Source organism: Kitasatospora sp. NPDC094028 (assembly GCF_049543595.1).
GTDB lineage: Bacteria > Actinomycetota > Actinomycetes > Streptomycetales > Streptomycetaceae > Kitasatospora.
The window spans coordinates 56,841-80,763 of record NZ_JBMVFA010000018.1 but is presented as its reverse complement, the minus strand read 5'-3'; the positions used below and the strand labels follow the sequence as shown (position 1 = coordinate 80,763).

The window sequence follows — 23,923 nt, the reverse complement described above, 5'->3', positions numbered from 1 at the left end:
GTTCGTCAGCCAGGCCGAACGGGCGGTCACCGGCGGCCCGCTCCGGGCGGGCGCGTCGCTCAGGGGTGGCCCGCGGTCTCCCGGCGCGCCTCGACGGTGACGGCGACCCGGACGGCCGCGTCCGCCCACGTTCCGGCGGCGGCGTTGGGGTCGCCCGCGCGGATCGCCTCGGCGAGGGCGCGCAGGAGCCCGGCGGTGGTGGCCAGGCCGCCCCGGTGCAGCCGGGCGGCGGTGCGGTCCAGACGGGCGAGGGCGGCCGCGTCCGGGTGGCGCAGGCCCCGGTGGGCGGTGTCGGCGAGCGCGGCGAGCGCCTCGGCGAGGTCGGCGGCGACCGGGTCGGCCACCGGCGGTGCGGCCCGGGTCAGGGCGGCCGAGCCGGCGCCGGGGGCGAGGTCGGGGACCACCACGGTGTCGCCCGCGAGGAGTGCGACGGGCTCCAGGACGGTCTGGCCCGCGACGCGCCGGACGGTCGCGCTGACATGGGTGACGGTGCCCGCCCCGAGTGCGGCGGCGAGCGCGTCGAGGGCGCCGGGGCAGGCCGGGTCGTGGGTGGCGGCGATGGTGGCCGGGTTGCCGGCGGCGTCGCGGACGGCGGCCTCCAGACGCTGCTCCGCCGGGTCGTACCCGAGCTCCTCGACGGCGGAGAGCCGCACCACGTGCAGGGACTCGGCGGCGATCCGGGGCCGGATCAGCCGCGGCGGTCGGCCGTCGAGGGTGCGCAGGTGGGCGTCCACGTCGGTGAGGAGCAGCGGGGCGGGCAGGTCGGTCCAGGAACCGCCGACCGGGGTGACGCCGGTGGCGGCGATCCGGCCCCGCCCGAGGCCGAGTTCGCGGGCGGGGCTGCGGACGGCGCTCTCGCTGACCACGTTGCCGGCGGCGAGGGCGTCGAGGCGGTGGCCGGCGATCCGGCGGGCGGCCAGCGCGTGGCCGGTGGGCGGGCGGCCCTCGGCGGGGACGTCCCAGCCGCGCCGCAGCACCAGGACCGTCCCGGCGGCGGGGTGGGCGAGGTAGACCTCGGCGGACCGGGTCGTCGCGGTGCCGCGGATCCGGCAGCCCAGCGCGGTGAGGCGGACCCGGCGCAGCGGGGTCTCGGCGGCCTCCCGGACCCCGAGCACGTCGGAGCGGGACCCGCCCGGGTGGCCGCTCGCCCGGTGGCGGGCGTGCAACTCGGCCAGGAGCAGGGCGAGTTCCTCGGGCCGGTGGTCGGCGGCCCGGGCGGCGTACGCGTCCAGCTGGCCGATCAGGTCGGCGAGCAGGCCGGCCGGCCAGTGCAGGGAACGGTCGGCGAGTTCGCCGCGCACCCGGTGGAGACCGGCGGTGAGGACCGGCCCGGCGTGCACGGCGCCGTCGAGCAGCAGCTCGCGGGCGAGGCCCAGCGCGGCGTCCAGGGCCGGCGGGGCGCCCGGACCGGACTCGGGAGCGGCGCCGAGGGTGACGCTCGGGCGGCCCTCGGCGGCCCGGAAGGCCCAGACCGCGAGGGCGATCATCTCGCCGCGGCGGTCCTGCGCGGCGTCGGTGAGCGCGAAGCCCAGCTCGCCGGGGACGGGGAAGCGGACGGTGCAGGCGGCGAGTTCGGCGACCGGCTGCGGATCGTCCGGGCGCCCGTGGTGTAGCCGCGCGGTGTAGCCGCGCTCCAGCGTCCGGCGGGCGGCGGCCACGGCGCGCGGGCCGACGGCGGCGGTCAGCGCCTCGTCGTCCAGCGCGCCGGGGGACCAGACGGGGGCGGGTGCCGGGGTGTCGGCAGGGCCGGCGCTGTCGGTGGGGGAGGCGGGGGCGGTGTCGGCGGCGGCGCGCTGGTGGGCGAGGACCAGCGCGATCCGGTGGCGGCACACGCCCGGGGCTGCGCAGGTGCAGCTGCCGCCGTCCAGCCCGGTGCCGGGCGGCAGCGCGACGGTGCTGCCGTCCGGGCAGGTGCCGCGCAGCGTGCCGTCCGGATCGAGCGCGGGCACCGGCCCGTCCCCGGCGGCGAGTTCCCGGGCGGCGCGCTTGACCAGGCCGCGGTTGGCCAGCGCGGCCAGCGTGTCGGTGTCCAGGGCCAGCAGGTCGGCGCGGGCGGCGGTCACCGGCCGAGCCTCTCGGCGACGAACTCGGCCAGCATCCCCGGAGTCATGGCGCCCACCTGCGCCCCGGCGTCGGCGAGCCGCCCGGCGAGCTCCCGGTCGTACGCCGGGGCCGCCTCCTCGTCCAGCGCCGCCAGGCCCAGCACGGTCACGCCCTGCCCGGTCAGCGAGCGGACGGTGCGCACCAGCCGGTACGCGTCGCCGCCCTCGTAGAAGTCGCTGATCACCGCGAGGATCGTGCGCCGCGGGTTCTCCACCAGGCGGGCCGCGTAGTCGACGGCGCGGGCGATGTCGGTGCCGCCGCCGAGCTGGACCCGCATCAGCAGCTCCACCGGGTCCGTCACGTCGGCGGTGAGGTCCACCACCTGGGTGTCGAAGGCGACCAGATGGGTCTTCAGCCCCGGCAGGCTCCACAGGCAGGCCGCGGTCACCGCGGAGTGGATCACCGAACCGACCATCGAGCCGGACTGGTCGACGAGCAGGATCAGCTGCCACTGCTCCAGCTGCCGGCGGGTGCGGGAGTGGAAGTGCGGGCGCTCGATCAGGATCCGCCGCTCGGCCGGGCGGTAGCGGCCGAGGTTGGCCCGGACGGTGCGGCGGAAGTCGAAGTCGCGGGCCAGCGGGCGCCGGCTCGGGCGGGCGGAGCGGGCACCGGTGAACGCCTGGCGCAGCTCCGGGGTGAGGCGCTCCATCAACTGCCGGACCACCGCCGCGACGATCCGGCGGGCCTGGCCGAGCAGCTGCGCGTTCATCAGGTGCTTGGTGCGCAGCACGGCGCGCAGCAGGGCCGCGCTCGGCTCGACCCGCTCCAGCACCGTCGGATCGGTGACGATCTCCTCGATGCCGTACCGCTCGACGGCGTCGCGTTCAAGCCGCTCGATCGTCTCGCGGGGGAAGAGGCGGTGGACGTCGTCCAGCCAGTCGACGGCGGTGACCCGGGAGGGCCCCAGGCCGGCGCCGCGGATGCCGCGGCGGGCGAGGTCCTCGTCGCGGCCGTACAGCCATTCGAGGGCGGCGTCGCGGGCGGCGGCCTCGGCGCCCGGGTGGCCGGTCCACGGCTCGGCGGGGGCGCCGAGGACCAGGCGCCAGCGCTCCAGGGCCGGGTCGGGGACGGTTTCGGGGGCCGTCCCGGGCGGGGTCATCGGGCGCTCCGCAGGCCGTGGCGGTCGAGCAGGGCGGTCACGTTCTCCTCCAGGGCGCGGGCGGCGGCCAGGTGCAGGGGGTCGGCGGTGGTGCGGAGCAGCCCGCGGGCCGAGCCGCGCAGGCCGCGGCGCTCGATCAGCCGCCGGGCGATCCGTTCGCGTTCGCGCGGCGGGAACCAGGCGAACGCCTGGCGCAGCGCCGGAAGGGCGATCAGGAACTCGGCGTCGGTGAGCTCGGCGAGGACGGCGTCCACGGCGGCGAGCAGGGAGTTGTCGCCGGTGTCGGCGGTGACCTCCTCGCGGGCGAGGGCGAACAGTCCGCCCAGCCAGTCACCGAGTGCGCCGGGATCGCCCGCGGCGCTCCGGGCGGCGGCGGCCAGGTCGGAGCCCGGAGCGGGGTCGGTGGCGGTGGCTTCGGCGGGGGCGGAGCCGGGGGCGAGGGTGAGGTGCAGGCCGTGGGCGGCGCCGCGGAGGTCGGCGGGGGCGTGCGGGTCACCGGCGACGCGCCGGGCGAGGGCGGCGGCGTCCCCGGCGGTGACGGTGAGCAGCTCGGGGGCGTGGCGCAGCGCGTCGCGGACGGCGGCGAGCGCCGCCAGGCGGGCCGGGTCGGCGCCGGAGCGGCCGTGGGCGCCCTCGACCAGCCACAGGACGCGGGCGACCGCGCCGTCCAGGACGGCGGCCAGCAACGGGCTGCGGGCGGTGCCGTACACCCGGTCGTGCCGCCAGAGGCCGAGCGCGGTGGCGAGGACGGCGCCGAGGGCGCCCGGGTCGGGGTGGCGGGCGAGGGTCGCGGTGAGCGTGCCGAGGAGACGGTCGGTCAGGGCGGTGGCGCCGCACAGGACGGTGTCGAAGAGCAGGGCGGCGAGTCCGGCGTCGGACGGCCCGGTGGTGCGGGCGCGCCCGGCGAGGACGGTGGCGGCGGCCTCGTCGAGGGTGGCGCCGTACGCGCCCGCCTCGATCAGGGCCGCGTCCCGGCCCGCGTCCGGTCCGGCCTCCCAGCGTTCGGTGGTGACCGGGTCGGCGCCGTGCGCCGGTCCGGCGGTGCGGTGGTGGCCGGGCACGCCGAGGAGGCGCAGCCGGTGCAGGGTCCGGCTCGCCGTCAGGCCCTCCTCGGTGGTGAGGTCGCAGGTGAGCGTGCGGCCGCCGGTGGCGCCGATGGCGGCGAGCCGGGCGGCGGCGTCGTGGACCAGCGGCGGGGCCGGGGTGTGGGGGTGCAGTCGCCCGGTCCGGGTCCCGCTGCAGGCGGCGACCATCTCGACCACCACCGGGTGGCTGCCGGGCGCCAGCGGGGCGCGCTCGGACCAGGGCAGCGGCTGCGTCAGGTCGTCCTTGACCAGCGCGCCGGCCAGGCCGTCGAGCACGTCGGTGCGGGCCGGCACGGGGTGGCCGCGCAGCGCGGCCAGGCCGCCGGTGAGCGTGGCGGCGGCGACCAGGTCGGCGGTGGAGACGGGGTGGCGGCGCCCGCGCAGCCGGGTGACCACGGACTGCCGCAGGTGCTCGGCGGCGGCCCCGGGGCCGTCCTCCCACAGCCGCTGGTAGTAGGCGGGCGAGGGCATGCCGGACTGGTAGCCGGCGAAGGCGTCGAGCTGCCGGAACGAGTACGGCACCAGGTAGCTGCCGGAGACGGCGCCGGGCGGCGGGGCGGGCAGCGCGGGCCGGCCGGGGGACTGCGCGGGGTGCGCGGCGAGGGCGCGCAGGGCGGGGGTGTGGAAGCCGCCGGTGACCACCAGGACGGTCGTGCCGCCCGGCCCGGCGTCGGTGTCGGCGTCGGTGTCGGCGTCGGATGTGGCTGGGGCCCGGGCCTCGGCTTCGGCTTCGGCTTCGGCTTCGGCGAGGACGGCGCGGACCCAGTCCGCCATGTACGCCTCCCGGGCCCGGTCGCCCTCGTCCGCCGCGGACTCGCCGCGGACCAGGTCGAAGTAGGCGTCCAGGCGCTCGGCGAGCCCGTCCGCCGGGGCCACCTCGAACAGCCCGTCCCACAGGGCGTCCACCGAGCCGGTGCCGAACCGCTCGCACAGCCGGGCGGTGGCCTCCGCGTACCGGGCCTCCGCGTCGGCGTACCGGTTGGCCCGCAGCTCGAACGCCGGGTGCCAGGACGGCAGGTCGACGAAGAGCACCTCCGCGCCGACCGCCCGCCCCTCCCGCAGCGCCACCCACTCCGGCGAGTAGTCGCACAGCGGCGCCCAGGTGGTCGCGGTGCGCTCGGCATCGCGGTAGTGGCTGAACACGGCGATCGGCAGCTCGTGACCGAGGGCCAGTTCGTCCAGCCGGCCGTTGAGGTCGGCCGGGCCCTCGACGAGCACGTAGGCGGGCCGCAGCCGGCGGACGGTGTCCGCCACCAGACGGGCGCAGGCGGGGGAGTGGTGGCGGACCCCGAGGAAGACCGCGGGCATCAGCCGGCCAGCAGGTGGCGGGCGTCGTGCACGGCCTGCCAGTGCGCGCCGCGCCGCCGCGGCACGCGCTGCTCCAGGTAGCGGCGCAGCCGGGCCAGGTCCTCCGGGCTGTCCTTGGCGGCGGTGCCGGCCAGGCTGGCGACCAGGTCGGCCGCGTTGCCGGCCTCGCCGCGCAGGTACCAGCCGCGCAGCCCCACCGCGTGGGCGACCGAGACCGCTTCGGCGGTGCTCAGCACCGCGGACGCCCGGTCGCCGCCCTCGCCGGCCCGCAGCTCGCGGAACGCGGTGACCAGCACCTCCAGCAGGTCCCGGTCGGGCGCCGCGGTCACCCCCGAGCGGCGCAACAGGTGCCCGGACTCGGCCTCGACCAGGGCGAGTTCGGTGTCCAGGTCGGGGATCGGGAAGACCGTCTCGAAGTTGAACCGGCGCTTGAGCGCCGCGCTCATCTCGTTCACCCCGCGGTCGCGGGTGTTGGCGGTGGCGATCACGTTGAAGCCCTGCTTGGCGAAGACCATGCCCTCCGGCCCGTCCAGCTCGGGGATGGCGACGACCCGCTCGGAGAGCAGGGACAGCAGCGAGTCCTGCACCTCCAGCGGGCAGCGGGTGATCTCCTCGAACCTGACCAGCCGGCCCTCGGCCATGCCGCGCAGCATCGGCGCGGGCACCAGCGAGCGGGTGGAGGGGCCCTCGGAGACCAACAGGGCGTAGTTCCAGGAGTACTTGATCTGGTCCTCGGTGGTCGCCGCGCCGCCCTGCACGGTCAGCCGGGAGGTGCCGCTGACCGCCGCCGCGATCAGCTCCGACAGCAGCGACTTGGCGGTGCCGGGCTCACCGACCAGCAACAGGCCGCGGTTGGTGGCCAGGCTCACCAGGGCGCGCTCGACCAGCGCCGGATCGCCGACGAACTTGCGGGCGATGCCGGCTTCCGCGTCGCCGACGATGAACCGGCGGGCCGCGCGCAGGCTCAACTCCCAGCCCGGTGGGCGGTGGTCGCGGTCGTCGGCGCGCAGCGCCGCCAGCTCCTCGGCGTACCGGACCTCGGCGGGCGGCCGCTGGAGCTGCTCCTCGGCGGTGGTGGTCATGGTGGCCTTCCGGGGGCGGATCGTGCTCATGGCGTGGTCAGTTCGGTCAGGTCGGCGATCACCTCGGAGGCCATCACCGGGTCGAGCTCGGCGAAGGTCGGGAAGGTCCGGTTGCGGGTCCAGTAGTCGCCCGGGTGGGTGTCGATCCACACCGTCTCCACCCGCTGCTCGGGATAGACGTCGTGCACGCCGACCGCGATGCCGTGCTCCGGGGCGAGCACCACGTAGCGCTCGGGCCCGACCCGGCGGGACAGCCAGCGCTCCACGCCCGCGTCCTGCGGCTCGCCGCGCCGCCAGCCGTGCCGCTCCATGCCGACCAGCCGGCCGGTGGGCAGCGCCGGACCGTTCTCGAAGCGGGTCAGCCGGTGGCCCGCCCGCTCCTCGTCGGTCAGCGCGTACACCGGGCGGCCGAGCTGACGGAACGGCTGCAGGATCTCGTAGTCGGCGAACAGCTCCGACCAGGCGGCGAGGTGCTCACCGAGCAGCAGCGGGTGGGCCAGCCGGACGGTGGCCCCCGCGGGCAGCACGTACACCTCGTCCGCGACGTCCGCCAGGGTGCGGTCCTCGGCGACCCGGAACGCCGTCGTGGCGCCGTCCGCCTCGGCCAGCCACACCAGCCGGCGCACCAGGTGCCACAGCAGCGGATGCCCGACGAAGAGCTGCTCGAACTCCTCCGCCGTCCACGAGCGCTGGGTGACCATCGCGTCCTCCAGGCGGCGGATCTGGTCCCCCGCCACGGTGCGGACGTCCTTCTTCAGCGCGGCGAAGCGCTTGCGCTCGGCCGGCGCCAGCTCGGCGTCGTCCCGCGCCCCCGGGGCCGGCAGGTCCTTGCGGCGGGCGCCGTCGCCGTCCAGCACGTACGGCTTGAGCTGCTCGTCGAAGCCGACCGTGAAGGTCCGGGCGCCGTAGTCGACGACGGTCGTCCCGTCGGCGTCCAGCCCGAAGTCCGGCACCAGGCGGTCGGACAGCTGCTCCCCGGACAGGCCGAGGCCGGCCGCCACCTCGGCGATCTTCTCCTGCGCCCGCGCCTTGAGCGCCTTGAACTTCACCCGCTGCGCGATGCCGTGCAGGTGCAGCAGGGCGACGTCGCTGCCGATCCCGGCCAGCACCTCCAGGCCGTCCACCGCGCGGTGGTGGGCGCCCTCGCCCGGCCACGCCCGGAGTACCGGCGTCAGCCGGCGGACCGTCTCGTCGTCGCCCAGCCGGCCGAGCGCGTGCAGCGCCCACCCGTCCTGGGCGGGCATGCCGGCCAGCCGCCACTGCTCGAACACCGCCCAGCCGAAGTCCGACAGCGACCGGGGCTCGCACACCTGCGCCACCTCGTCGAGGCCCGGGTAGAACGCCCCGGGCTTGGACAGCGAGAGCATGGTGAGCACGTGCCGCACCGCCTCGGCGGGCAGCGCGCCCGCGCCGCCGCGCACCAGCAGCTGCGGCAGCATCATCGGGTCGGCCCAGTCGCCGAGCCGGGGCAGCTTCGCCGGCAGCACGTTCACCAGCGGGTCGGCCGACAGCAGCGCGCCCACGGCCTCCTCCGCCTCCGGCCCGTACCCGCCGGCCACCGCGCACACGGCCGCAGCGCCCTCGGCCGCACCGATCAGCCGCAGGGCCTGCTCGGCGCCGCGCCGGGCCGCACCGGCCTTGCCGACCGCGGCGGGCACCAGCAGCCGGGCCGCGTCCAGCCCGTGCCGGGTGAACCACGAACGGGCGGTGTCCCCGGCCGACTTGAGGCGCACCAGCCAGTCCGCCATGGTCTCGGCGACCCGGGCGTCCAGGTACGGCAGCAGGAGGGACGCGTGTGCGGCCGGGTTCTGCAGTGCGGCGGCCCGCATCGGCTCCAGCGCGTCCGGCCCGAAGCGGGCGGCGACCCGGCGCAGCGCGCCCGTGGCGTCCCAGAGGTACTCGTCGCCGCGCCACTGCGCGATCAGCGGTCGGCCCAACTCCTCGTCGCCGTACGCGAACAGCGCCAGCTCCTCGTGCCGGTTGGAACGGAACCGCGCGGTGCCGGACTGCCCGATCGCGGCCCGCAGCGTGCCGGCGGTCCGCGGCCAGTCGCCGTCCGACCAGCGCGCGTACCAGGACTCGGAGGCCGCCCACGCCTCCCGCTCACCCGGCAGCCAGCGCAGCCGCGGCTCCTGCGGCTCTTCCGGCTCTTCCGGCAGGGTGAGGCCGGTCAGCACCCGGGGCTTGGCGGTGGACCGCGGCCGGGTCCACGGCGGGCTGGCGAGCAGCTCCGGCAGCGACTCGGCCGGGACGTCCGGTACCCGGTCGCCCGGGTCGGTGAGCGGCTCGACCACGGCCGCCTGCTCCGGGGTCAGCTCCGGCAGCAGCTCCAGCGCGGCCGCGCGGTGGGCGGCGACGTGGGGGGTGAGCAGCTGGTGGGCGAGCCGCCGCGCGGCCGGATCGGCCGGCGCCGCCGCGGCCTCCGCGAGGAGGCGCAGCGCCCGCCGGGGGTAGCGGCGCATGGCCGCCACCAGGGCTCCACGGGCGGCCTTGTCGTTCTCCTGATACGCCAGCAGCCCCCGGAAGCCCTCGTCGGAGGGAAGCTCGGCCACCGCGTCCAGCAGTTGCTTCCGCTTGTCGCTGTAGAGGTGGTTGCCCGCCAGGGCGTGCAGCAGCAGCGGAGCGCAGGCGCCCCGGAGCCCCTCCGCCACGGTCGCGATGACCGCGGCGGACCAGCCGTCCCAGCCCAGGTCCGGCAGCCGGGGCCGCTTCTCCAGCGGCTCGGCCGAGGAGAGCGAGCACAGCAGCATCGACCACTCGGCCGGGCCCAGCTGCGCGGTCGGCGTCACGCACCGCTCGGCCCAGTCGGACTCGGACGGCACCAGGTACGCCGCCACCACCCGGCGGGACAGGTCGCTCCGGCACCCGGCCAGCGCCTCGACGGCCGCGCGGTGGGTCTCCTCGTCGCACGCCGCCAGCAGCGAGCGCACGCGATCCGCGGCGGGGCGGTGCACCGCGGTCGCCCGGGCGACCGCGCGCCGCACGCGCGGGTTGGCGGGGCGTGAGTTGTTCCAATCGGTCTCGACGGCCACCGTGAGCAGCTCGACGGTGGCGCTGGCCGCGAACGGCAGGCCGAACTCCGCCACCCAGGCGTCCACGGCCGTCCGGATCCTGTTGTCGCCGGAGACCGCGAACGCCGCGGCCAGCACCGCCGCACCGACCGGGCTCCGACTGCCGGCCTGGTGAGCGCGGGCGGCCGCCACCAGGTCCGCGTTGCTGCGGTTCGAGGCGAGCGCCTGCTCCAGCCAGGCGTCCATCCGCCCCAGCGCGTCGTGGTACGCGGTCACCGCGTCCTTCGCCGGCGCGCTCGGCGGCCGGGGGACGCCGCCCCGGCGGGGGATCAGCACCCGCCGCCAGGCCTCCGGCAGGACGAAGGCGTCCTCGTCGACCGGGGCGTCCACGGGCTCGGGGGCGACGGCCGGCGCGAGGGCCGGCGTGACGGGCGCCGTGACGGGCGCCGCGCCGGCGCCGGTCTCGCGGTAGCCCTTGCGCTCCTTCTCGGCGACGGTCCTGGCGAAGTGCGCCCGCGCCGCCTCCGCGGTCGGGAACTCCTTGCGCTGCTCCCGCCCGGCGGTCCCGGACCGGCCGTACCGCACGGTCACCGCGGCACCGTCGACCGCGGCCTCCCAGAACTTGTCCGAGCCGCCCTCGACGAACTCCCAGCGCCGCACAGCTCCGCCCCTCTCCTCGAACGAATGACCAGGTGAGGAACAGTAGCGAGCCCCACCGACAGCCCCACCGGCCGCCCACCCGGCGGACCGCCGGCCCCCCTCGGGCGGATCCCCGGCACGTCAGCAGCACCGCTTCCACGTGATCGGGGCGCGATGGGGCGAAAGCCCGTTCCGCCGTTCACCCGAAGGTGTATTCCGGGCACGAAGGACGCGATGGCGCGGCTACGTTGAACCGGCGGCACCGCAGGCCGGCGGGTGCCGCGATCCACCGACCTGGCAGGGGACCGGTATGACATCGACTCCGGAGAATCCGGGGCTGGAGCAGCAGGCGCTGCTGCTCGCCGCGGGTCTGGCGGACCTGGCGGTGAGTGCCCTCGGCTCGACCCTCGGGGCCGTGCAGCAGTTGCTGCGGCGGTCCGACGGGCCCGAACTCGCCCGGGACGCGCAGCAGGACCTGATGGCCCGCGGCCGCATCGCGCTGGACCGCGTCGCCTCCGCCCCTCCGCCCCACCTGGAGGTGCTGGCCCGGCATGTGGCGGCCGGGCGGGAAGCGCCGGGCGGCGATGTCTGACCACTGGGACCCGGCCGGGTTCAAGGACCGCGTCGACGACCTGCTGGACGGCTTCCTGGCCGCCGAGGCCGAACGGATCCGCGCGATCGACGAGGTCCTGGAGCCGGTCGCCGAGCAGCTGCGGGCGGCCGCGCGGCACGGCAAACGCCTCAGGGCGGCGTTCTGCTACTGGGGTTGGCGGGCGGGCGGCCAGCCCGACAACGACGGCCTGCTGCGTGCGGCCGCCTCGATGGAGCTCGTGCACGCCGCGGCGACCGTGCACGACGACCTCATCGACGACAGCCCGCTGCGCCACAACCTGCCCACCGCCCACGTCGCCCTGCGCGCGGCCCTCGCCGGGCGGCCACGGGCGCGCGGCGCCGCCCGCTCGCTGGCCATGCTGGTCGGGGACCACCTGATGGCGCTGGCCGGTCAGCTCTTCGCCGCCAGCGGTCTTCCCGCCGCCTACCTCGCCCGGGCCCGGCCGATGTGGGCGGACCTCGCGCGGGACCTGATCGCCGGCGAATGCCTGGAGATCCTGGCCACGGGGACCAGGCCGGACCCGGACGTGTCCCTCAAGGTCGTCCGCTACAAGACCGCCAAGTACACCGTCGAGCAGCCCCTGCTCATCGGTGCCCTGCTCGCCGGCGCCTCCCCGGACCTGCGGGGCGCCCTGTCCGCCTACGGCCTGCCGCTGGGCGAGGCGTTCCAGCTGCGCGACGACCTGCTCGGTCTGTTCGGCGAGCCGGAGCGCACGGGCAAGGCCGGCCTGGACGACATCCGCACCCACCGACCCACCGCGCTGCTGGCCATGACCTGGCGGGCCGCCGTGCCGGCGCAGCGCGAGCGGCTGGCCGGCGTGCTGGGGCGCGGGGACCTCGACGAACGGCACCTGCGGGACGTGCGCGAGCTGATGGTCGCGCTGAACGCCCCGGAACAGGTGGAGGAGATGATCGCCGCCCGGGTGCGGGACGCCGTCGGCCACCTCGGCGGGCTCGACCTGCCCCGGCCCGCGCACCGGGCCCTGACCGCGCTCGCGCGCTCCGCCACCTACCGCCACGACTGACCCGCGCCGTGCGACGGCCGGTGCGCGGCGCCGTGCGGCCGGTCGGGAAGGACTGCTGACATGACGTACACCGAAGCCTCCATGAACGCCCTGCGCCACCACGGCGACGAACTCGCCGACGCGGTGGTGGCCACCCTGTTCGAGCGGGGGGAGGTCGGGAAGTTCAACACCCTGATGCGCTACGTCTCGACCGTCGGGACACCCCTGCCGGACGGACTGCCGGAGGTCGCCCGCGAGTACCTCCACACCACCGGCGTGCCGCCGTCCTGGGTCGACTGGGGCGAGATGGAGAAGGCCCGGCTCTTCTTCATCGACAACAACGTGCACATCAGCACCGCGCTGTCCTTCGCCGCCATGCCCGCCTGCTACCTCGTGCCGCACGTCGCGCGGCTGCTGTCCGCCACGCACGCGCTGGACTACCCGTCCAAGCGGATGGCGGAGACCGGCCAGTTCACCGTCCACCTGATGCAGCCCGACGCCTTCGAGGCGGGCAGCCGCTTCGTCCCCGCCGTGCAGAAGGTGCGTCTCCTGCACGCCTCCATCCGCCACCACCTCGCGCGCGAGGGCCGCTGGGACGTCGGGGCCCTGGGGACGCCGATCTGCCAGGAGGACATGATCGGCGGGCAGATGTTCTTCTCCCTGCTCGTCCTGGACAGCCTGCACCGGCTCGGGATCCACATGTCGAACGAGGGCGCCGAGGCGTACTACTACGCGTGGCGCGTGGTCGGCGCCATGCTCGGGGTCGACCAGGACGCCGTGCCCCGGACCCTGGACGAGGCCAGGCAGTTCCTCGACCTCTACATGATCCGCTTCATGGGCCCCTCGGAGGAGGGCGCCCGGCTGACCCGGCAACTGATCGACCTCTACGAGGAGGTCGTCCCCGGCACCTTCTTCGACCCCATCGTCTCCGCGCTCGTCCGCTACCTCGTCGGCGACACCAGCGCCGACTGGCTCCAGGTCCCCCGCACCGGCTGGGACAGCGTGGTCAAGGCCGTCCCCGTCCTGCTCGGGGTGCTGGAGACGATCGAGGACCACTCGCCGCTCGGTGCCTGGGCCCTGGACCGCCTCGGCCACCTCACCACGGTCCTCGAACTGTCCTCCCTCACCCGGGGTCGCGTCATGCACTACGCGATCCCGGAGGCGTTGCGGAAGGACTTCGGGGTCAGCGGCACCGTTCCCCCCACCCGCCGCTGGACCCCTCCCGCACCCACCGTCGCGACCTGACGGCGCTCCCGGGGTCGTGGAGCCCGGTCACCCGGTGCGGGACTTGAGCGGTTCCCGGCCCACGACGGTGTCCAGGAAGTCCCGCCAGGCGGCGTGCACGCGCCGGGTGCCGGCCTCGCTCTCGGTGGCGAGCAGGTCCAGCAGCAGCCCGCGCAGGACGGCGAGCACCACGGTGGCGTTCGCGCGGGTGCCGTCGAGCACGCGGGCGAGCGGCGGCAGCCATTCGTCCAGCGAGGCGGTGCCGAAGTCCCGCCAGGGCTCGCAGCGGCCGAAGGCGCGGACGTACCCCTCGAAGAACAGGCGCAGCGCGCCCCGGTGTTCGGGGGCCGTCAGCCACTCCCAGAGCAGTTCGAGGGCTTCCCGGGGGCTGCCGCCCTCGGCCTCGGAGCGCTCCAGCAGGGCCAGTTGTTCGCGCCGGCCGACCGCGAGCACCTCGCGGACCAGTTCCTCCTTCGAGCCGAAGAGGTAGAGCAGCACGCGCGGGCTGGTGCCGATCCCGGCCGCGAGCGGGCGCAGCGAGAGGTCGGAGACGTTGTGGTCGGCGACGTAGCGGACGGTCGCGGCGAGGAGGTCGTCGCGGCGCACGGACGGGCGGCGCGGCGACGGGTCGGACGGTGCGTCGGCTGGGTTGGGCACGTGGTCTATCCTTCCACTGAAACGAGTGTTTCAGTGGAAGGGATGCTGTCATGGCCACCACCGCACCCGGGACCGCGACCGTCCGCGAGGCCGACCGGCCCGGCGACCTGGGCGCCGTCGCCGCCCTGCACGGCGTCCTCTACACCCGCGAGTACGGCATGGACGCCACCATGGAGGCCTATGTCGCGGCCGGCATGGCCGAGTTGGTGCTGGCCCGGGCCGCCGAGGGCGGCCCGGCGCCCGGCCGGCTGTGGGTCGCCGAGCTGGACGGTCGGGTGGTCGGCGCCACCGGCCTGGTGCGGGCCGAGGAGCGCCCGGGCTGGGGACAGCTGCGCTGGGTGCTGCTCGACCCGGCCGCCCGGGGCCGCGGTCTGGGCCGGCGGATGCTGGAGACCGCCCTGGCCGAGGCCCGCGCCCGCGCGTACGACGGCGTGCTGCTCTGGACGGTCACCGGCCTCGACGCCGCCCACCACCTGTACGCCGAGGCCGGCTTCGAGCTCACCGTCTCCCGCCCGGTCCACAAGTTCGGGCTCGACACCGTCGAGCAGCGGATGGACCTGCGCTTCTGAGCCCGGCCGACCCCTCGCCCCGCCTCCGGCGGCCCGGGTCACGCCATGCGCGACCCGGGCCGCCGGGCGGTGGTCGCCGCCGCCGGGCGGTCCCGGCGGCGACGGACGCGAGGGTGCGGCCGACCGCTGGGTCAGCTGTGGTGCCGGATCCTGGTGGAGCGGGGCCGCGGACAGCGCCGGCGGCGCCGGCAGCACGGACCGCTCTGACCGACCGCCGTCACCGGCACGACCATCAGGACCACCGCGGACGGCTGCTCGTCCGCCACCGCGCCCCCCGCGGCCGGCGTCTCACCGCGGCTCGCGCCCGGCTGATCGGTCCCGCTGCCCGGAACGGCCCGCGCGGCCCGCAGGAACCCCTCCAGGCGTGAGGCCTCCAGGCCGAGCGCCGCCGCGAGCTGCTGGACCGACCGGCGATGCGGTCGGCGCACCCGGCCCCGCTCGATGTCGCTGATCGTCCGGACACTGGCGGCCTCCATGTCGAGCGGCCCCGTGATGGTGGCCACCCTGGTGCTGCCGCGCGCGACCAGGTGCCGGACGGCCGCCCGGGCCCCGCCCGCGTTGTCGGCGTTGACGTAGCTCAGCGGTTCCCGCTCGGAACGGCGACCGCCCAGCACGGTCGGCATCTCCAGCCATTCGAGCAGGTCGGGCAACGGGTCGTCGTGACGCACCGAGACCAGGAGCACGCCGTCGACCCGCCGCGCGGTGAGGTAGCGGGTCAGACGCTCGCGCTCGTCCTCGGTGCGGACCATGGCCAGCAGCAACTGCAGGTCGGTCGCGGCGAGTTCGTCGGAGATCCCGGTGATGACGTCCGAGAAGTACGGCTCCGACCTGAGCCGCGCCGCGCTCTCCGGGACGACCAGGGCGATGACGTCGGTCCGCGAGGTCACCAGGGACCGTGCCGCCTGGTTGGGGACGTAGCCGAGCTCGGCGACGGCGCGCTCGACGGCCTCCCGCGCCTCGGTGCTCACCTTGGGCGAACCGTTGATGACCCGGGACACCGTCCCCCGGCTGACCCCGGCGCGGGCGGCCACGTCCTCCACCGTCGGTCGCGCGCCGGACCGGGCGGTTCCTGGGCCCGGCCGTTCGGTTCGGGGCATGATCACACTCCGGCGTGGCTCACCGGGCGATCGTCCGGAACGGGGCGACGGAAGTGGTCCACGAGGTCGACTGTTCGGGAGACGTGCTCGCGCACGTTCGGGGGCGGCCATCCTACACGGCGTGAGAGCGCTCCCACCGGGTGCCACCGGCCGTTCGCCCACCCAGCCCGCCATCCGGGGCCCGCCGACCCGGGGCGCGTCGACCCGGCGCCCGCCGACCCGGCGCCCGCCGGCCGGTCGGGACTGCTCCCGACCGGCCGGCGAGACCCCGCCGTCAGAGCGGCATGCCCTGCCAGCCGCCGAAGCCGGTGGCCGAGGTGCCCGCACGGAAGTAGACGCGGCCGTCCGTGCCGATGGCGAACACGTGGAGGACGCCGTTGCCGTCGACGATCGCGGCCGGGTGGTCGAGGACGGTGCCGCCGAGGTCCTGCCAGCCGCCGTAGCCGGCGTTCGGGGCGGTCTGGGCGGTGGTGCTCACGCCGCCACCGCCGTTGCGCTCGAACAGGACGACCTGCCCGTTGAGGTTGGCCATCGCCGGCTCGCCCGCGCCCGCGTGGCCGCCGAGGTTGGCCGGGGACTGGCTCCACGCACCGCCGAGCTGGGTCTGGTAGCTGACCAGCATCGCGCCGGTTTTGGCCTCGCGGTAGGCGAGTTCGATCCGCCCGTCCTGGTCGAGCGCGGCCTTGGGCGGGCTCGCCGGGCGGGAGTTCGGGATCGTGACCGGGCCGTTGATGGCGTCGTTCGGGGCGGTCTGCCACCAGTTGAGGACCTCGGCGCGGGTACTGGCGAAGATCTCGATCCTCCCGGCACCGTTGCGGATCGCGGTGACCGGGTCCTGGATGTCGGTGCCGCGCAGGTCCTCCCAGGTGGTCGTCCAGGCGCCGTTCGGGGTGGTCTGCCGGATCGCGCTGAGGCCGCCGCCGCCGTTCTTGACGAAGAGTTCCAGCCGGCCGTCCTGGGAGGAGACCACCGCCGGCACACCGACCTGGTCCGCGTTGTTGAGCCCGGCGTTGGGGCTGCCGAGGTCGGCCCAGCTGTTCCGCCACACGCTGTTGGGGGCGACCTGCGGCACCGAGACGATGTGGTGGTCGGTCAGGCGGCGGGCGAAGACCTCCATCCGGCCGTCCGCGTTGGTGCCGACGGCGATGCCCGGAGCCAGCCGCCCGCCCGGGTCGGCCATCGGCGCCGGGCCGCCCCAACTGCCGTCCCCCTGGCGCCAGTACGTGTAGAGGGAGCCGGCCCGGACGACGAAGACCTGCGGCCGGCCGTCCTGGTTCAGCCCGGCCCAGCAGGTGCCCCGCGACCAGCGGTAGTACATCCGGGAGAACCAGGCGGTCTCGTAGTTCCCCGAGTGGTCGTGGCTGGCGTACTCGGAGACGAACAAGGCCTTGGTGCCGACCGTCGCCGGGTCCAGGTTCTCCGGGGCGTCGCTGATGTTGTAGTCCCGGTAGTTCACCTGGATCAGCGAGCCGCCGTACTGGCTCGCCGCCATGCCCGCGAACTTCGCGGCGGAGATGTGGTCCGCGTGGTCGCCCTTGTAGCGGGTGTCCGGGAGTTCGTCCTGAGCCCGGAGCACGGTCGGCTGGTACGTCACCATGATCTGCCGCAGCACCTCGACGACGTCCGCCGCCGTGTAGGTCGACGGCCCGGACAGCGGGCTGTCCTTCGGGACGACCGTGGTGTCGGTGCCGCCGTTCAGCACGCCGGCGAGCCCGGCGTCGTGCAGGTTGAGGAAGATCAGGTGAACCGACCGGTCCCTGAGCATGTACCGCTCGACCTGCTTGCCCGCGACCGTCCAGGCCTCGACGATCCAGTGCCCGATCTCGTCGGTCGACGGGTCGTTGTCACCGACCCCGGCCATCCGGGAGTAGGCGTTGACGGCGCCCATCTGGCGGTTCCAGGTGCGCAGCGGATCGCCGGCGGGGTCGTCGCAGCCCCCGCTGCACGGGTCGCCGGTGATGTTCCCCGCGGTGACGAACACCGTGACGGACGGCGTGCCGTTGGATATCGCGTTGGACAGGTCCGGGTTCATGAACAGGATGTCGTCGTCCTCGTGGGCGACGACCTGCATGAACAGCGGGCCGGAACCGGCGGTCAGAGCCGTGCCCGTGCCCGTGGCCGCGGCGGCGCGGGTCGCGGCCCCCTTGGCCAGGACGGGTGCGGCGAGCGCGGTGACTGCGAGGGAGGCGAGGAGTTGCCGTCGTCCGATTGCCATGTGAATGCCCCTCATTCAAAGTCGGCAGGTGATCACGCCGGGAGGTGATCGGCGGATTGTCGAACAGGAAATGCCCGAGACGGTATATCGCAAATTCGCCGGGCGCAACAGTCGGCTGACGTACGATCAGGCCACGCTGTCCGCTTCCCGCTCATCCGGTTCGGCTCCGGACGAATCCGCTCCTCCGTCGAACCGTGCACCACCGGCGGATCATGCCTGGTGGGGGCGTTTCTGCGGGAACTTCCCCATGCTTTCCGCCTGGTGTTCCACCTGGCGGACGCCGGGCCGGGAGTGATTGCATCGTGGGGTGGCGGACGAACTCCGGGAGTTCTCGCCGCCTATCGGATTTCCTCGTCCGGAAAAGGGGGCGCCGCCATTGTCCGTCGCCTGGACCGCACGGGAAAAGGGTTTTCCGTACCCAGCGAAAGGATTCCTGTGCACGTCGCCCACCGCCCGCCGCGGGGCCGCCTGTCCGCCCTGACGGCAGCCGCCGTCGTCGTCGGCGCGTTCGTCACCCTGCCGCCCACGGCCCCCGCGTACGCGACCACCGGCTGCGGGTCGGGGCCCCTCGCGCTCGCGTCCGGCCCGAGCGCACCCCGTCCCGCGTCCTCGGCCTGGACCGGGAGTTGGGGCACCGCCATGAGCCTGGCCGGACCACCCGCGTCCTCGGGCGTGACGGGCCGGCAGACGCTGCGCATGGTCGTCCACACCAGCATCGGCGGCAGCTCCGCCCGGATCCGCCTGGCGAACACCTTCAGCCCGGACCCGGTGACCATCGGGCACGTCACCATCGCGGCCCAGGACGGGACCGCGACCCGGAACGGGAACCCGGCCACGGCGGCCGCCGCGCCCGTCACCCTGACGTTCGGCGGATCAGGCCAGGCCGTCATCCCGCCCGGCGGCGAGATCTACAGCGACCCCGTCGCCTTCCCGGTCGCCGCGGACGCGAACCTGCTGGTCAGCCTCTGGCTCCCCAACGGGATCACCACCGCGCCCTACCACCCCTACACGCTCACCACCTCCTACACCTCCGCCCCCGGCGACGGCGCCGACCACAGCCAGGACACCGACGGCGCCAACCTCCCGGCCAGGTACGACTACTGGGCCTACCTCAGCGGTCTGGACGTCACGGCCGCCGGCAGCGACGGGACGGTCGTCGCCCTCGGCGACTCCCAGGTGGACGGCGGGCACACCTACCAGGACTCCAACACCCGCTGGACCGACGACTACGGGCGCGCCCTCAGGGCCCAGCCGACGCCCGAGGGCATCGTCAACAAGGGCATCTCCGGCAACCGGATCCTCACCGACGGGACGGGAGGACGCGCCGGGTTCGGCCAGAGCGCGCTCAACCGCTTCGACCGGGACGTGCTCTCCCAGACCGGCGTGCGCAGCGTCGTGCTGTACGAGGGCATCAACGACATCACGATGGACGACGCCTCCGACACCGCACTCGTGTCGGGGATCCGGCAGCTGGCCTCGCGCGCGCACGCGGCCGGGCTCCGCTTCACGGTGGCCACCATCCCCGCCTTCCAGGGCTACGGCGACTACACCCCCGCCCGGGACCAGGTGCGCCGGTGCGTGAACAACTGGATCCGCACGACGACGGAGATCGACGGCTTCCACGACTTCGACGAGGCGACCCGCGACCCGATCAACCCGAGCGCCGCGTTCGCCGGCTACGTCGACTCCGACCGCCTGCACTTCACCACCAACGGAAACGCGGCCCTCGCCGACGTCCTTGCCCCCCGGCCCGCCCCGGCCAGGCCCTCCCACACCTTCTCCCAGACGACGGCCGGAGCCTTCCACGGCAAGGGCAGCGCCGACCTCGTCGCCCGCGACGACTCGGACGGCCACCTGTACGAGTGGGCGGGCCTGGGGGACGGGTCCTTCGCCGCCAGGACCGACCTGACCCCCGGCTGGGGCGCGTTCTCCGAGACGGTCGCCGGTGACTTCCGTGGCACCGGCCACGCGGACCTGATGGCGCGGGAGGATGCGACGGGCATCCTCTACCTGTGGGCCGGCAACGGGGACGGTACCTTCGGTGCCCGCGTCCGCGTCACGGACGGCTGGGGTCCGTTCTCCCAGACCGTCGCGGGTGACTTCCGTGGCACCGGCCACGCGGACCTGATGGCGCGGGAGGACTCGACGGGCGACCTCTACCTGTGGGCCGGCAACGGGGACGGTACCTTCGGCGCCCGCGTCCGCGTCACGGACGGCTGGGGCCCGTTCTCCCAGACCGTCGCCGGTGACTTCCGCGGCACCGGCCGCGCCGACCTCATCGCCCGCAACGACACCTACGGCGTCCTCGACACCTGGATCAACACGGGCGGAGCCTCCTTCACCCACCCCTACCGCCTCACCGACGGCTGGTGACCACCGAACCAGGACGACACCGCAACGGCCGGCCGCCCCGACACCCTGTCGGGCCGCCCGGCCGTTGCGCCGTCCGCCCCCCCGCGCCCCACTGCCGAGGCACGGCCTCCGGCCCCACAGGCCGGTGGGGTGAGTGGGGCGGCGGCAGCCGCGACAGCCGGTGCCGATGGCGCAGGAGGCAGGCGTGTGCTCCTCGGCGGAGACGACGTAGGCGGGCAGAGGGAGTTGCTCGCCCCGCTGCGCGAGCTGTGATCGCCGCCCGCCCGCCGGGCGTGACAACGCGTCGGGGCGGCCGGTCGCTGCGCTGATCGCCGCAGCGGCAACGCACTGCCGACTCGCGGTCTGACCGAGGCGAATTGAGCGACGGAGTCCTTCAGGGCCCGAACACCCGCCGGTCCGCCGGCGTTCATGAGCCCGGTTCGGTGCGGCGGGCGAGCAGCCGGTAGGCGTTGGACAGTCCGGTGCGGCCCGCGACGCGGGCGATCAGGCGGTCGAGGAGGGCGGCCAGCAGGAGGACGGGCGCGCCGGCCAGGAGGACCGCGGTCCGCAGCGCCCGGCTCGGGCGGCTCGGCGGGCTGCCGGGCAGCCAGGGGGCGTCCTCGCGCGGTGCGATCTCGTCCAGCAGGAGCCAGCAGGCGGCCAGCAGGTCGATCGGGTCGTGCGGTTCGCGGTGCTGTTCGAGCAGGACGGTGAAGCCCAGCTCGCCCAGGCGGCGGCGCAGGTTGGCCACCGGCACGAGATGCAGGTGCTGGGGTTGCAGCCAGGGCAGCCACCAGCGGCCGAGCAGCCGGGCGTAGCGGCTCCCGGGGTCGGGCACCTCGATCAGGAGCAGGCCGTTCGGGCGCAACGCCTGGCGGGCGGCGGCGAGTTCGCGGGCCGGGTCGGTGCTGTGCTCCAGGTAGTGGAACATGCTGACGACGTCGTACTGCCCGGCGAGTTCGGGTGCCAGCGCGGGGAAGGAGCCCCGGAAGCCGCGGCGCAGTCGGCCGTGCCGCTCGGCCAGCTCGACGCCCTCGGTGAGGTCCAGGCCGTCGAAGGCGGTGTCGGGGAAGAGCCCGCGGGCGGTCTCGCAGAAGTGTCCGTGGCCGGTGCCGACGTCCAGCCAGCTGCCGGGGGCGGCGGCGAACGGGGTGACGGACCGTGCGCGGTTGCGGTAGGCGGCCGCCCGGGTGCCGAACATGCCGCCGAGGCGCTGCTCGCCGAGGCCGTCGTAGAAGTCACGGTAGTAGAACTCCAGGCCCGCGCTGCTGAGTCGGGGGTTCTGGAAGACGTGCCCGCAGTCCTGGCAGGCGTCCAGCACGAAGCGGCCCGGCTTGTGCTGGAGCAGGTCGGTGGTGCGCAGCCGGACGGTCAGCCGGGCGGACTCGCACCATGGGCAGGTGGCGCGGCGCGGTTCGAAGAACCGGCCGGTGCCGTCGGCCAGTTCGGCCAGTTCGGCCAGTTCGGCCACTTCGGCCTGGTAGGCGGGACGCCGGGCGGCGACCTGCGCGCCGCGGTCCGCGGGCCCGGTTTCGGCGGTGGTCAACGCGTTCTCCTCTCCGACACCTGCGGGACCTCGCTGAGCAGCCGTTCCACCTGGGTGGCGGCGCGGGCCGCGCCGCCGGCCGCCCGGAAGGAAGCCGCGATACGACGGGCGGCGGCGCGGTGCCCGGGGTCGTCCAGCACCATGTCCACGGCCTGGCCGAGGCGGTCCGCGCGGCCGCGGCCGAAGCGCACCCGCACACCGGCGCCGGCCGCCACCACCTGGCCGGCGACTACCGGCTGGTCGTCCCGGATCGGTGCGACCACCAGCGGCACGCCGTGCCACAGTGCCTCGCAGACCGTGTTGTGCCCGGCATGGCAGACCACGGCCGAGCAGTGCGCGAGCAGCTGGAGCTGCGGCACGAACGGCAGCACCAGGACGTTCGGGTCGGCCGCCGGCTCGCCGAGGACGCCGCCGGGGTCGACGATCACCGCCTGGAGGCGGTCGGACCGGGCCCGCAAGGCTGTCCGACCATCCGCCAGGAAGGCCGCGCCGACGTCGGTGTTGGCCGTGCCGAGGGTGACCAGCACCGTGGCCCGGTCCGGGTCCAGCCACTCCCACGGGAACGCCGTGGAGGCCGGGCGTCCGGCGATCGAGGGGCCGACGAAGCAGACCTGGCGGTCCGCCCGCGGGCCGGTCAGCTCGGCCGTGGTGAAGGCGAGGACGAGGAGCGGGGAGAAGCGCGGATCGGCGGCGCCGGCCGGAACGCCGAGGCGGTGACGCAGGTCGGTCAGCAGGCCGGAGATCCAGGCCTCGACCAGCGGCATGCCGTCCAGCGCGCCGGTGAACTCGGCGGAGGTGGTCGCCGAGGTGGCCCACGGCAGGCCGAGCCGCTCGGCGACCAGCGCGCCGGCCAGCGCCTGCTGGTCGACCACCAGGAGGTCGGGCTCGAAGTCGGCCACCGCCGAAGCCACTCCGGGAGCCATCGCCTCGGCGAGCGGGACCAGGAAGTCTTCCCAGAGGAACTTCAGCGCCGCCGTGCCGCGCAGCTCCGGCGGCCGGCGCACGGCGCTGCCGGGCTCTGCTCCGGGAGCGACCGCACAGGGGAACACCTCGGCCGCCGGCCCGGCGAGCGGGCGGACCAGCTCCGGCAGTCCGGCCCAGGCGACGGTGTGCCCGCGGGCGGCGAGCCCGGCCGCGACGCCCACGGTCGGGTTGACGTGTCCGACCAGCGGCGGGACGACGAACAGCACCCGGCTCACACCAGGCTCCTCTTGGCCACCGCGGGTTGCCGCCGCCGCCCGGCCTGCGGGCCGCGCAGCGCGACGCCGTGCCCGGCGAGCCAGGACAGCGTCAACTCGCGTACCACATGCGGGGCTTCGACGAGGATCGAGTGCTCCTGGCCCGGCACCACGACGCTGCGGCAGTCGGGCAGCAGGGCGTCCAGCCAGGCGGCCTGGTCGGCCAGGTCGGACTCGCTGCCGTAGACGGCCAGGACCGGGCAGTGGATCGCCCGCAGTTCCGCTTCGGCGGGCAGCCGGCTCGCCGGGATGTCCCGGGCCAGCGAGGTGCCGGCCAGCAGCGCCCCGGCCGAGCGGGCCAGCCGGGCGGTGTGCGCGCCGCGCTGGGTGGCGACCCAGGCGAGGGTGTCCTCGTCGCGCAGGTGCTGCTCGGAGCGCCGCAGGATGCCGTCCAGCTTGCCGGCCCACCCGAGTGAGGCCGGCTCCGACTCGATCGCGAGGATGCCGGCCACCTGGGACGGCCGGCGGGAGGCCAGGCCGAAGGCCACCGTGCCGCCGAAGGAGTTGCCGACCAGGTGCACCCGGTCGGTGACCGCCAGCCGGTCCAGCAGCCGCTCCAGATCGCCGACGAACTGCTCCAGCCGGTAGCCGGCGGGCGGCCGGGCGGTGCGGCCGTGGCCGCGCTGGTCGTACATCAGCACCTCGACGCCGGCCGCGGCGAGGGCGGGAGCGAGGGTGAAGTAGAAGCTGGCGAGGCTGTCCGTGAGCAGCCCGTGCAGCAGGACGGCCGTGGCGGCGGGCGGCCGGCCGTCCTGCGGGCCGAGCCGCTGCACGTGGCAGCGCAGGCCGTCGAGGTCGACGAAGGTCATGGTCAGGCCCGCTCTCCGGGCTGGAGCCGGTCGACCACGTACTCGACCAGGCGGCCGACGGTCAGGCCGATGATCTCGTCGAGTTCCATGCCCGCGACGAACTCGGCGAAGTTGATCCGGTCGCCCCAGCGCTCCCGCAGTTGTCCGGCCAGTGTGACCAGGTCGATGCTCTCCAGGCCGAGGTCCTCGGTGAACCGCGTCTGCAGGGTGACCTCCGCGTCGTCCAGGCCGCAATCGTCGAGCACCACGGTCAGCATGCCGGCGAGCTCGGCC

Annotated in this window: 17 protein-coding genes; 5 read left to right on the top strand and 12 right to left on the bottom strand. The window is 75.5% G+C overall.

The features are described from left to right. Positions 1-59 precede the first annotated feature (59 nt). Genes ACPC54_RS25220 through ACPC54_RS25200 form a run of 5 tightly spaced genes read right to left on the bottom strand, consistent with a single transcriptional unit; the run spans position 60 to position 10,348 of the window. On the bottom strand, positions 60-2,063 hold the full coding sequence (locus ACPC54_RS25220) for a YehQ family protein (RefSeq protein ID WP_498967890.1): 2,004 nt from the start codon (positions 2,061-2,063) through the stop codon (positions 60-62). Then, positions 2,060-3,202 carry a VWA domain-containing protein gene (locus ACPC54_RS25215; RefSeq protein ID WP_498967888.1) on the bottom strand — a complete coding sequence of 381 codons (1,143 nt, stop codon included), beginning with the start codon at positions 3,200-3,202 and terminating at the stop codon, positions 2,060-2,062. The genes ACPC54_RS25220 and ACPC54_RS25215 overlap by 4 nt, the downstream gene beginning before the upstream one ends. Beyond that, positions 3,199-5,595, bottom strand: coding sequence for a DUF5682 family protein (locus tag ACPC54_RS25210; protein WP_498967887.1), 2,397 nt, complete (start codon positions 5,593-5,595; stop codon positions 3,199-3,201). The genes ACPC54_RS25215 and ACPC54_RS25210 overlap by 4 nt, the downstream gene beginning before the upstream one ends. Then, a complete protein-coding gene (locus ACPC54_RS25205) occupies positions 5,595-6,707 on the bottom strand; it encodes an ATP-binding protein (protein WP_498967886.1) in 1,113 nt (370 codons plus the stop codon). Before ACPC54_RS25205 ends, ACPC54_RS25210 begins: the two co-directional genes overlap by 1 nt. Further along, entirely contained in the window at positions 6,704-10,348 is a 3,645-nt protein-coding gene (locus ACPC54_RS25200) for a WGR and DUF4132 domain-containing protein (RefSeq protein ID WP_498967884.1), read from the bottom strand. Before ACPC54_RS25200 ends, ACPC54_RS25205 begins: the two co-directional genes overlap by 4 nt. A 289-nt stretch (positions 10,349-10,637) precedes the next feature. Between ACPC54_RS25200 and ACPC54_RS25195 the strand changes: the two genes are divergently transcribed. Genes ACPC54_RS25195 through ACPC54_RS25185 form a run of 3 tightly spaced genes read left to right on the top strand, consistent with a single transcriptional unit; the run spans position 10,638 to position 13,188 of the window. Continuing rightward, positions 10,638-10,919: a polyprenyl synthetase gene (locus ACPC54_RS25195; protein WP_498967882.1), complete on the top strand. Its 282-nt coding sequence runs from the start codon at positions 10,638-10,640 to the stop codon at positions 10,917-10,919. Further along, a complete protein-coding gene (locus ACPC54_RS25190; protein ID WP_498967880.1) occupies positions 10,912-11,964 on the top strand; it encodes a polyprenyl synthetase family protein in 1,053 nt (350 codons plus the stop codon). The genes ACPC54_RS25195 and ACPC54_RS25190 overlap by 8 nt, the downstream gene beginning before the upstream one ends. Positions 11,965-12,024: 60 nt before the next feature. Further along, positions 12,025-13,188: an oxygenase MpaB family protein gene (locus ACPC54_RS25185; protein WP_498967879.1), complete on the top strand. Its 1,164-nt coding sequence runs from the start codon at positions 12,025-12,027 to the stop codon at positions 13,186-13,188. Positions 13,189-13,215: 27 nt separating this feature from the next. On the opposite strand, the gene ACPC54_RS25180 is transcribed toward ACPC54_RS25185, so the two are convergent. Continuing rightward, a complete protein-coding gene (locus tag ACPC54_RS25180) occupies positions 13,216-13,824 on the bottom strand; it encodes a TetR/AcrR family transcriptional regulator (protein ID WP_498967877.1) in 609 nt (202 codons plus the stop codon). 50 nt (positions 13,825-13,874) lie between these two features. Between ACPC54_RS25180 and ACPC54_RS25175 the strand changes: the two genes are divergently transcribed. Continuing rightward, positions 13,875-14,393 carry a GNAT family N-acetyltransferase gene (locus ACPC54_RS25175; RefSeq protein ID WP_498967876.1) on the top strand — a complete coding sequence of 173 codons (519 nt, stop codon included), beginning with the start codon at positions 13,875-13,877 and terminating at the stop codon, positions 14,391-14,393. Positions 14,394-14,524: 131 nt separating this feature from the next. On the opposite strand, the gene ACPC54_RS25170 is transcribed toward ACPC54_RS25175, so the two are convergent. Together ACPC54_RS25170 and ACPC54_RS25165 are read right to left on the bottom strand one after the other, a co-directional pair. Further along, a complete protein-coding gene (locus ACPC54_RS25170; protein WP_498967874.1) occupies positions 14,525-15,490 on the bottom strand; it encodes a LacI family DNA-binding transcriptional regulator in 966 nt (321 codons plus the stop codon). Between the two features lie 274 nt (positions 15,491-15,764). Beyond that, positions 15,765-17,705 (bottom strand): DUF8189 domain-containing protein, encoded by a 1,941-nt coding sequence (locus tag ACPC54_RS25165; protein ID WP_498967872.1) that lies wholly within the window; start codon positions 17,703-17,705, stop codon positions 15,765-15,767. Between the two features lie 435 nt (positions 17,706-18,140). Here ACPC54_RS25165 and ACPC54_RS25160 point away from each other — a divergent pair, with 435 nt between their 5' ends. Then, positions 18,141-20,078, top strand: coding sequence for an FG-GAP-like repeat-containing protein (locus ACPC54_RS25160; protein WP_498967871.1), 1,938 nt, complete (start codon positions 18,141-18,143; stop codon positions 20,076-20,078). 406 nt (positions 20,079-20,484) lie between these two features. Here the strand turns inward: ACPC54_RS25160 and ACPC54_RS25155 are convergent, their stop codons facing one another. From ACPC54_RS25155 to ACPC54_RS25140, 4 genes are read right to left on the bottom strand one after another with little or no spacing between them, the layout of a single operon-like run. Further along, a complete protein-coding gene (locus ACPC54_RS25155; protein ID WP_498967869.1) occupies positions 20,485-21,603 on the bottom strand; it encodes a class I SAM-dependent methyltransferase in 1,119 nt (372 codons plus the stop codon). After that, a complete protein-coding gene (locus ACPC54_RS25150) occupies positions 21,600-22,802 on the bottom strand; it encodes a glycosyltransferase (protein WP_498967867.1) in 1,203 nt (400 codons plus the stop codon). Before ACPC54_RS25150 ends, ACPC54_RS25155 begins: the two co-directional genes overlap by 4 nt. Further along, complete coding sequence (locus tag ACPC54_RS25145) at positions 22,799-23,650, bottom strand: alpha/beta fold hydrolase (RefSeq protein ID WP_498967865.1); 852 nt, start codon at positions 23,648-23,650, stop codon at positions 22,799-22,801. The genes ACPC54_RS25150 and ACPC54_RS25145 overlap by 4 nt, the downstream gene beginning before the upstream one ends. A 2-nt stretch (positions 23,651-23,652) precedes the next feature. Continuing rightward, positions 23,653-23,907, bottom strand: a complete 255-nt coding sequence (locus ACPC54_RS25140) for an acyl carrier protein (RefSeq protein ID WP_498967984.1) — start codon at positions 23,905-23,907, stop codon at positions 23,653-23,655. Positions 23,908-23,923 lie beyond the last annotated feature (16 nt).

Bases quoted from the DNA above. Each gene is read 5' to 3' on its own strand.
- ACPC54_RS25140 (WP_498967984.1), bottom strand. From the start codon at position 23,907: ATGCTGACCGTGGTGCTCGACGATTGCGGCCTGGACGACGCGGAGGTC.
- ACPC54_RS25175 (WP_498967876.1), top strand. From the start codon at position 13,875: ATGGCCACCACCGCACCCGGGACCGCGACCGTCCGCGAGGCCGACCGG.
- ACPC54_RS25190 (WP_498967880.1), top strand. From the start codon at position 10,912: ATGTCTGACCACTGGGACCCGGCCGGGTTCAAGGACCGCGTCGACGAC.
- ACPC54_RS25205 (WP_498967886.1), bottom strand. From the start codon at position 6,707: ATGAGCACGATCCGCCCCCGGAAGGCCACCATGACCACCACCGCCGAG.
- ACPC54_RS25170 (WP_498967874.1), bottom strand. From the start codon at position 15,490: ATGCCCCGAACCGAACGGCCGGGCCCAGGAACCGCCCGGTCCGGCGCG.
- ACPC54_RS25165 (WP_498967872.1), bottom strand. From the start codon at position 17,705: ATGGCAATCGGACGACGGCAACTCCTCGCCTCCCTCGCAGTCACCGCG.
- ACPC54_RS25210 (WP_498967887.1), bottom strand. From the start codon at position 5,595: ATGCCCGCGGTCTTCCTCGGGGTCCGCCACCACTCCCCCGCCTGCGCC.
- ACPC54_RS25145 (WP_498967865.1), bottom strand. From the start codon at position 23,650: ATGACCTTCGTCGACCTCGACGGCCTGCGCTGCCACGTGCAGCGGCTC.
- ACPC54_RS25185 (WP_498967879.1), top strand. From the start codon at position 12,025: ATGACGTACACCGAAGCCTCCATGAACGCCCTGCGCCACCACGGCGAC.
- ACPC54_RS25195 (WP_498967882.1), top strand. From the start codon at position 10,638: ATGACATCGACTCCGGAGAATCCGGGGCTGGAGCAGCAGGCGCTGCTG.
- ACPC54_RS25215 (WP_498967888.1), bottom strand. From the start codon at position 3,202: ATGACCCCGCCCGGGACGGCCCCCGAAACCGTCCCCGACCCGGCCCTG.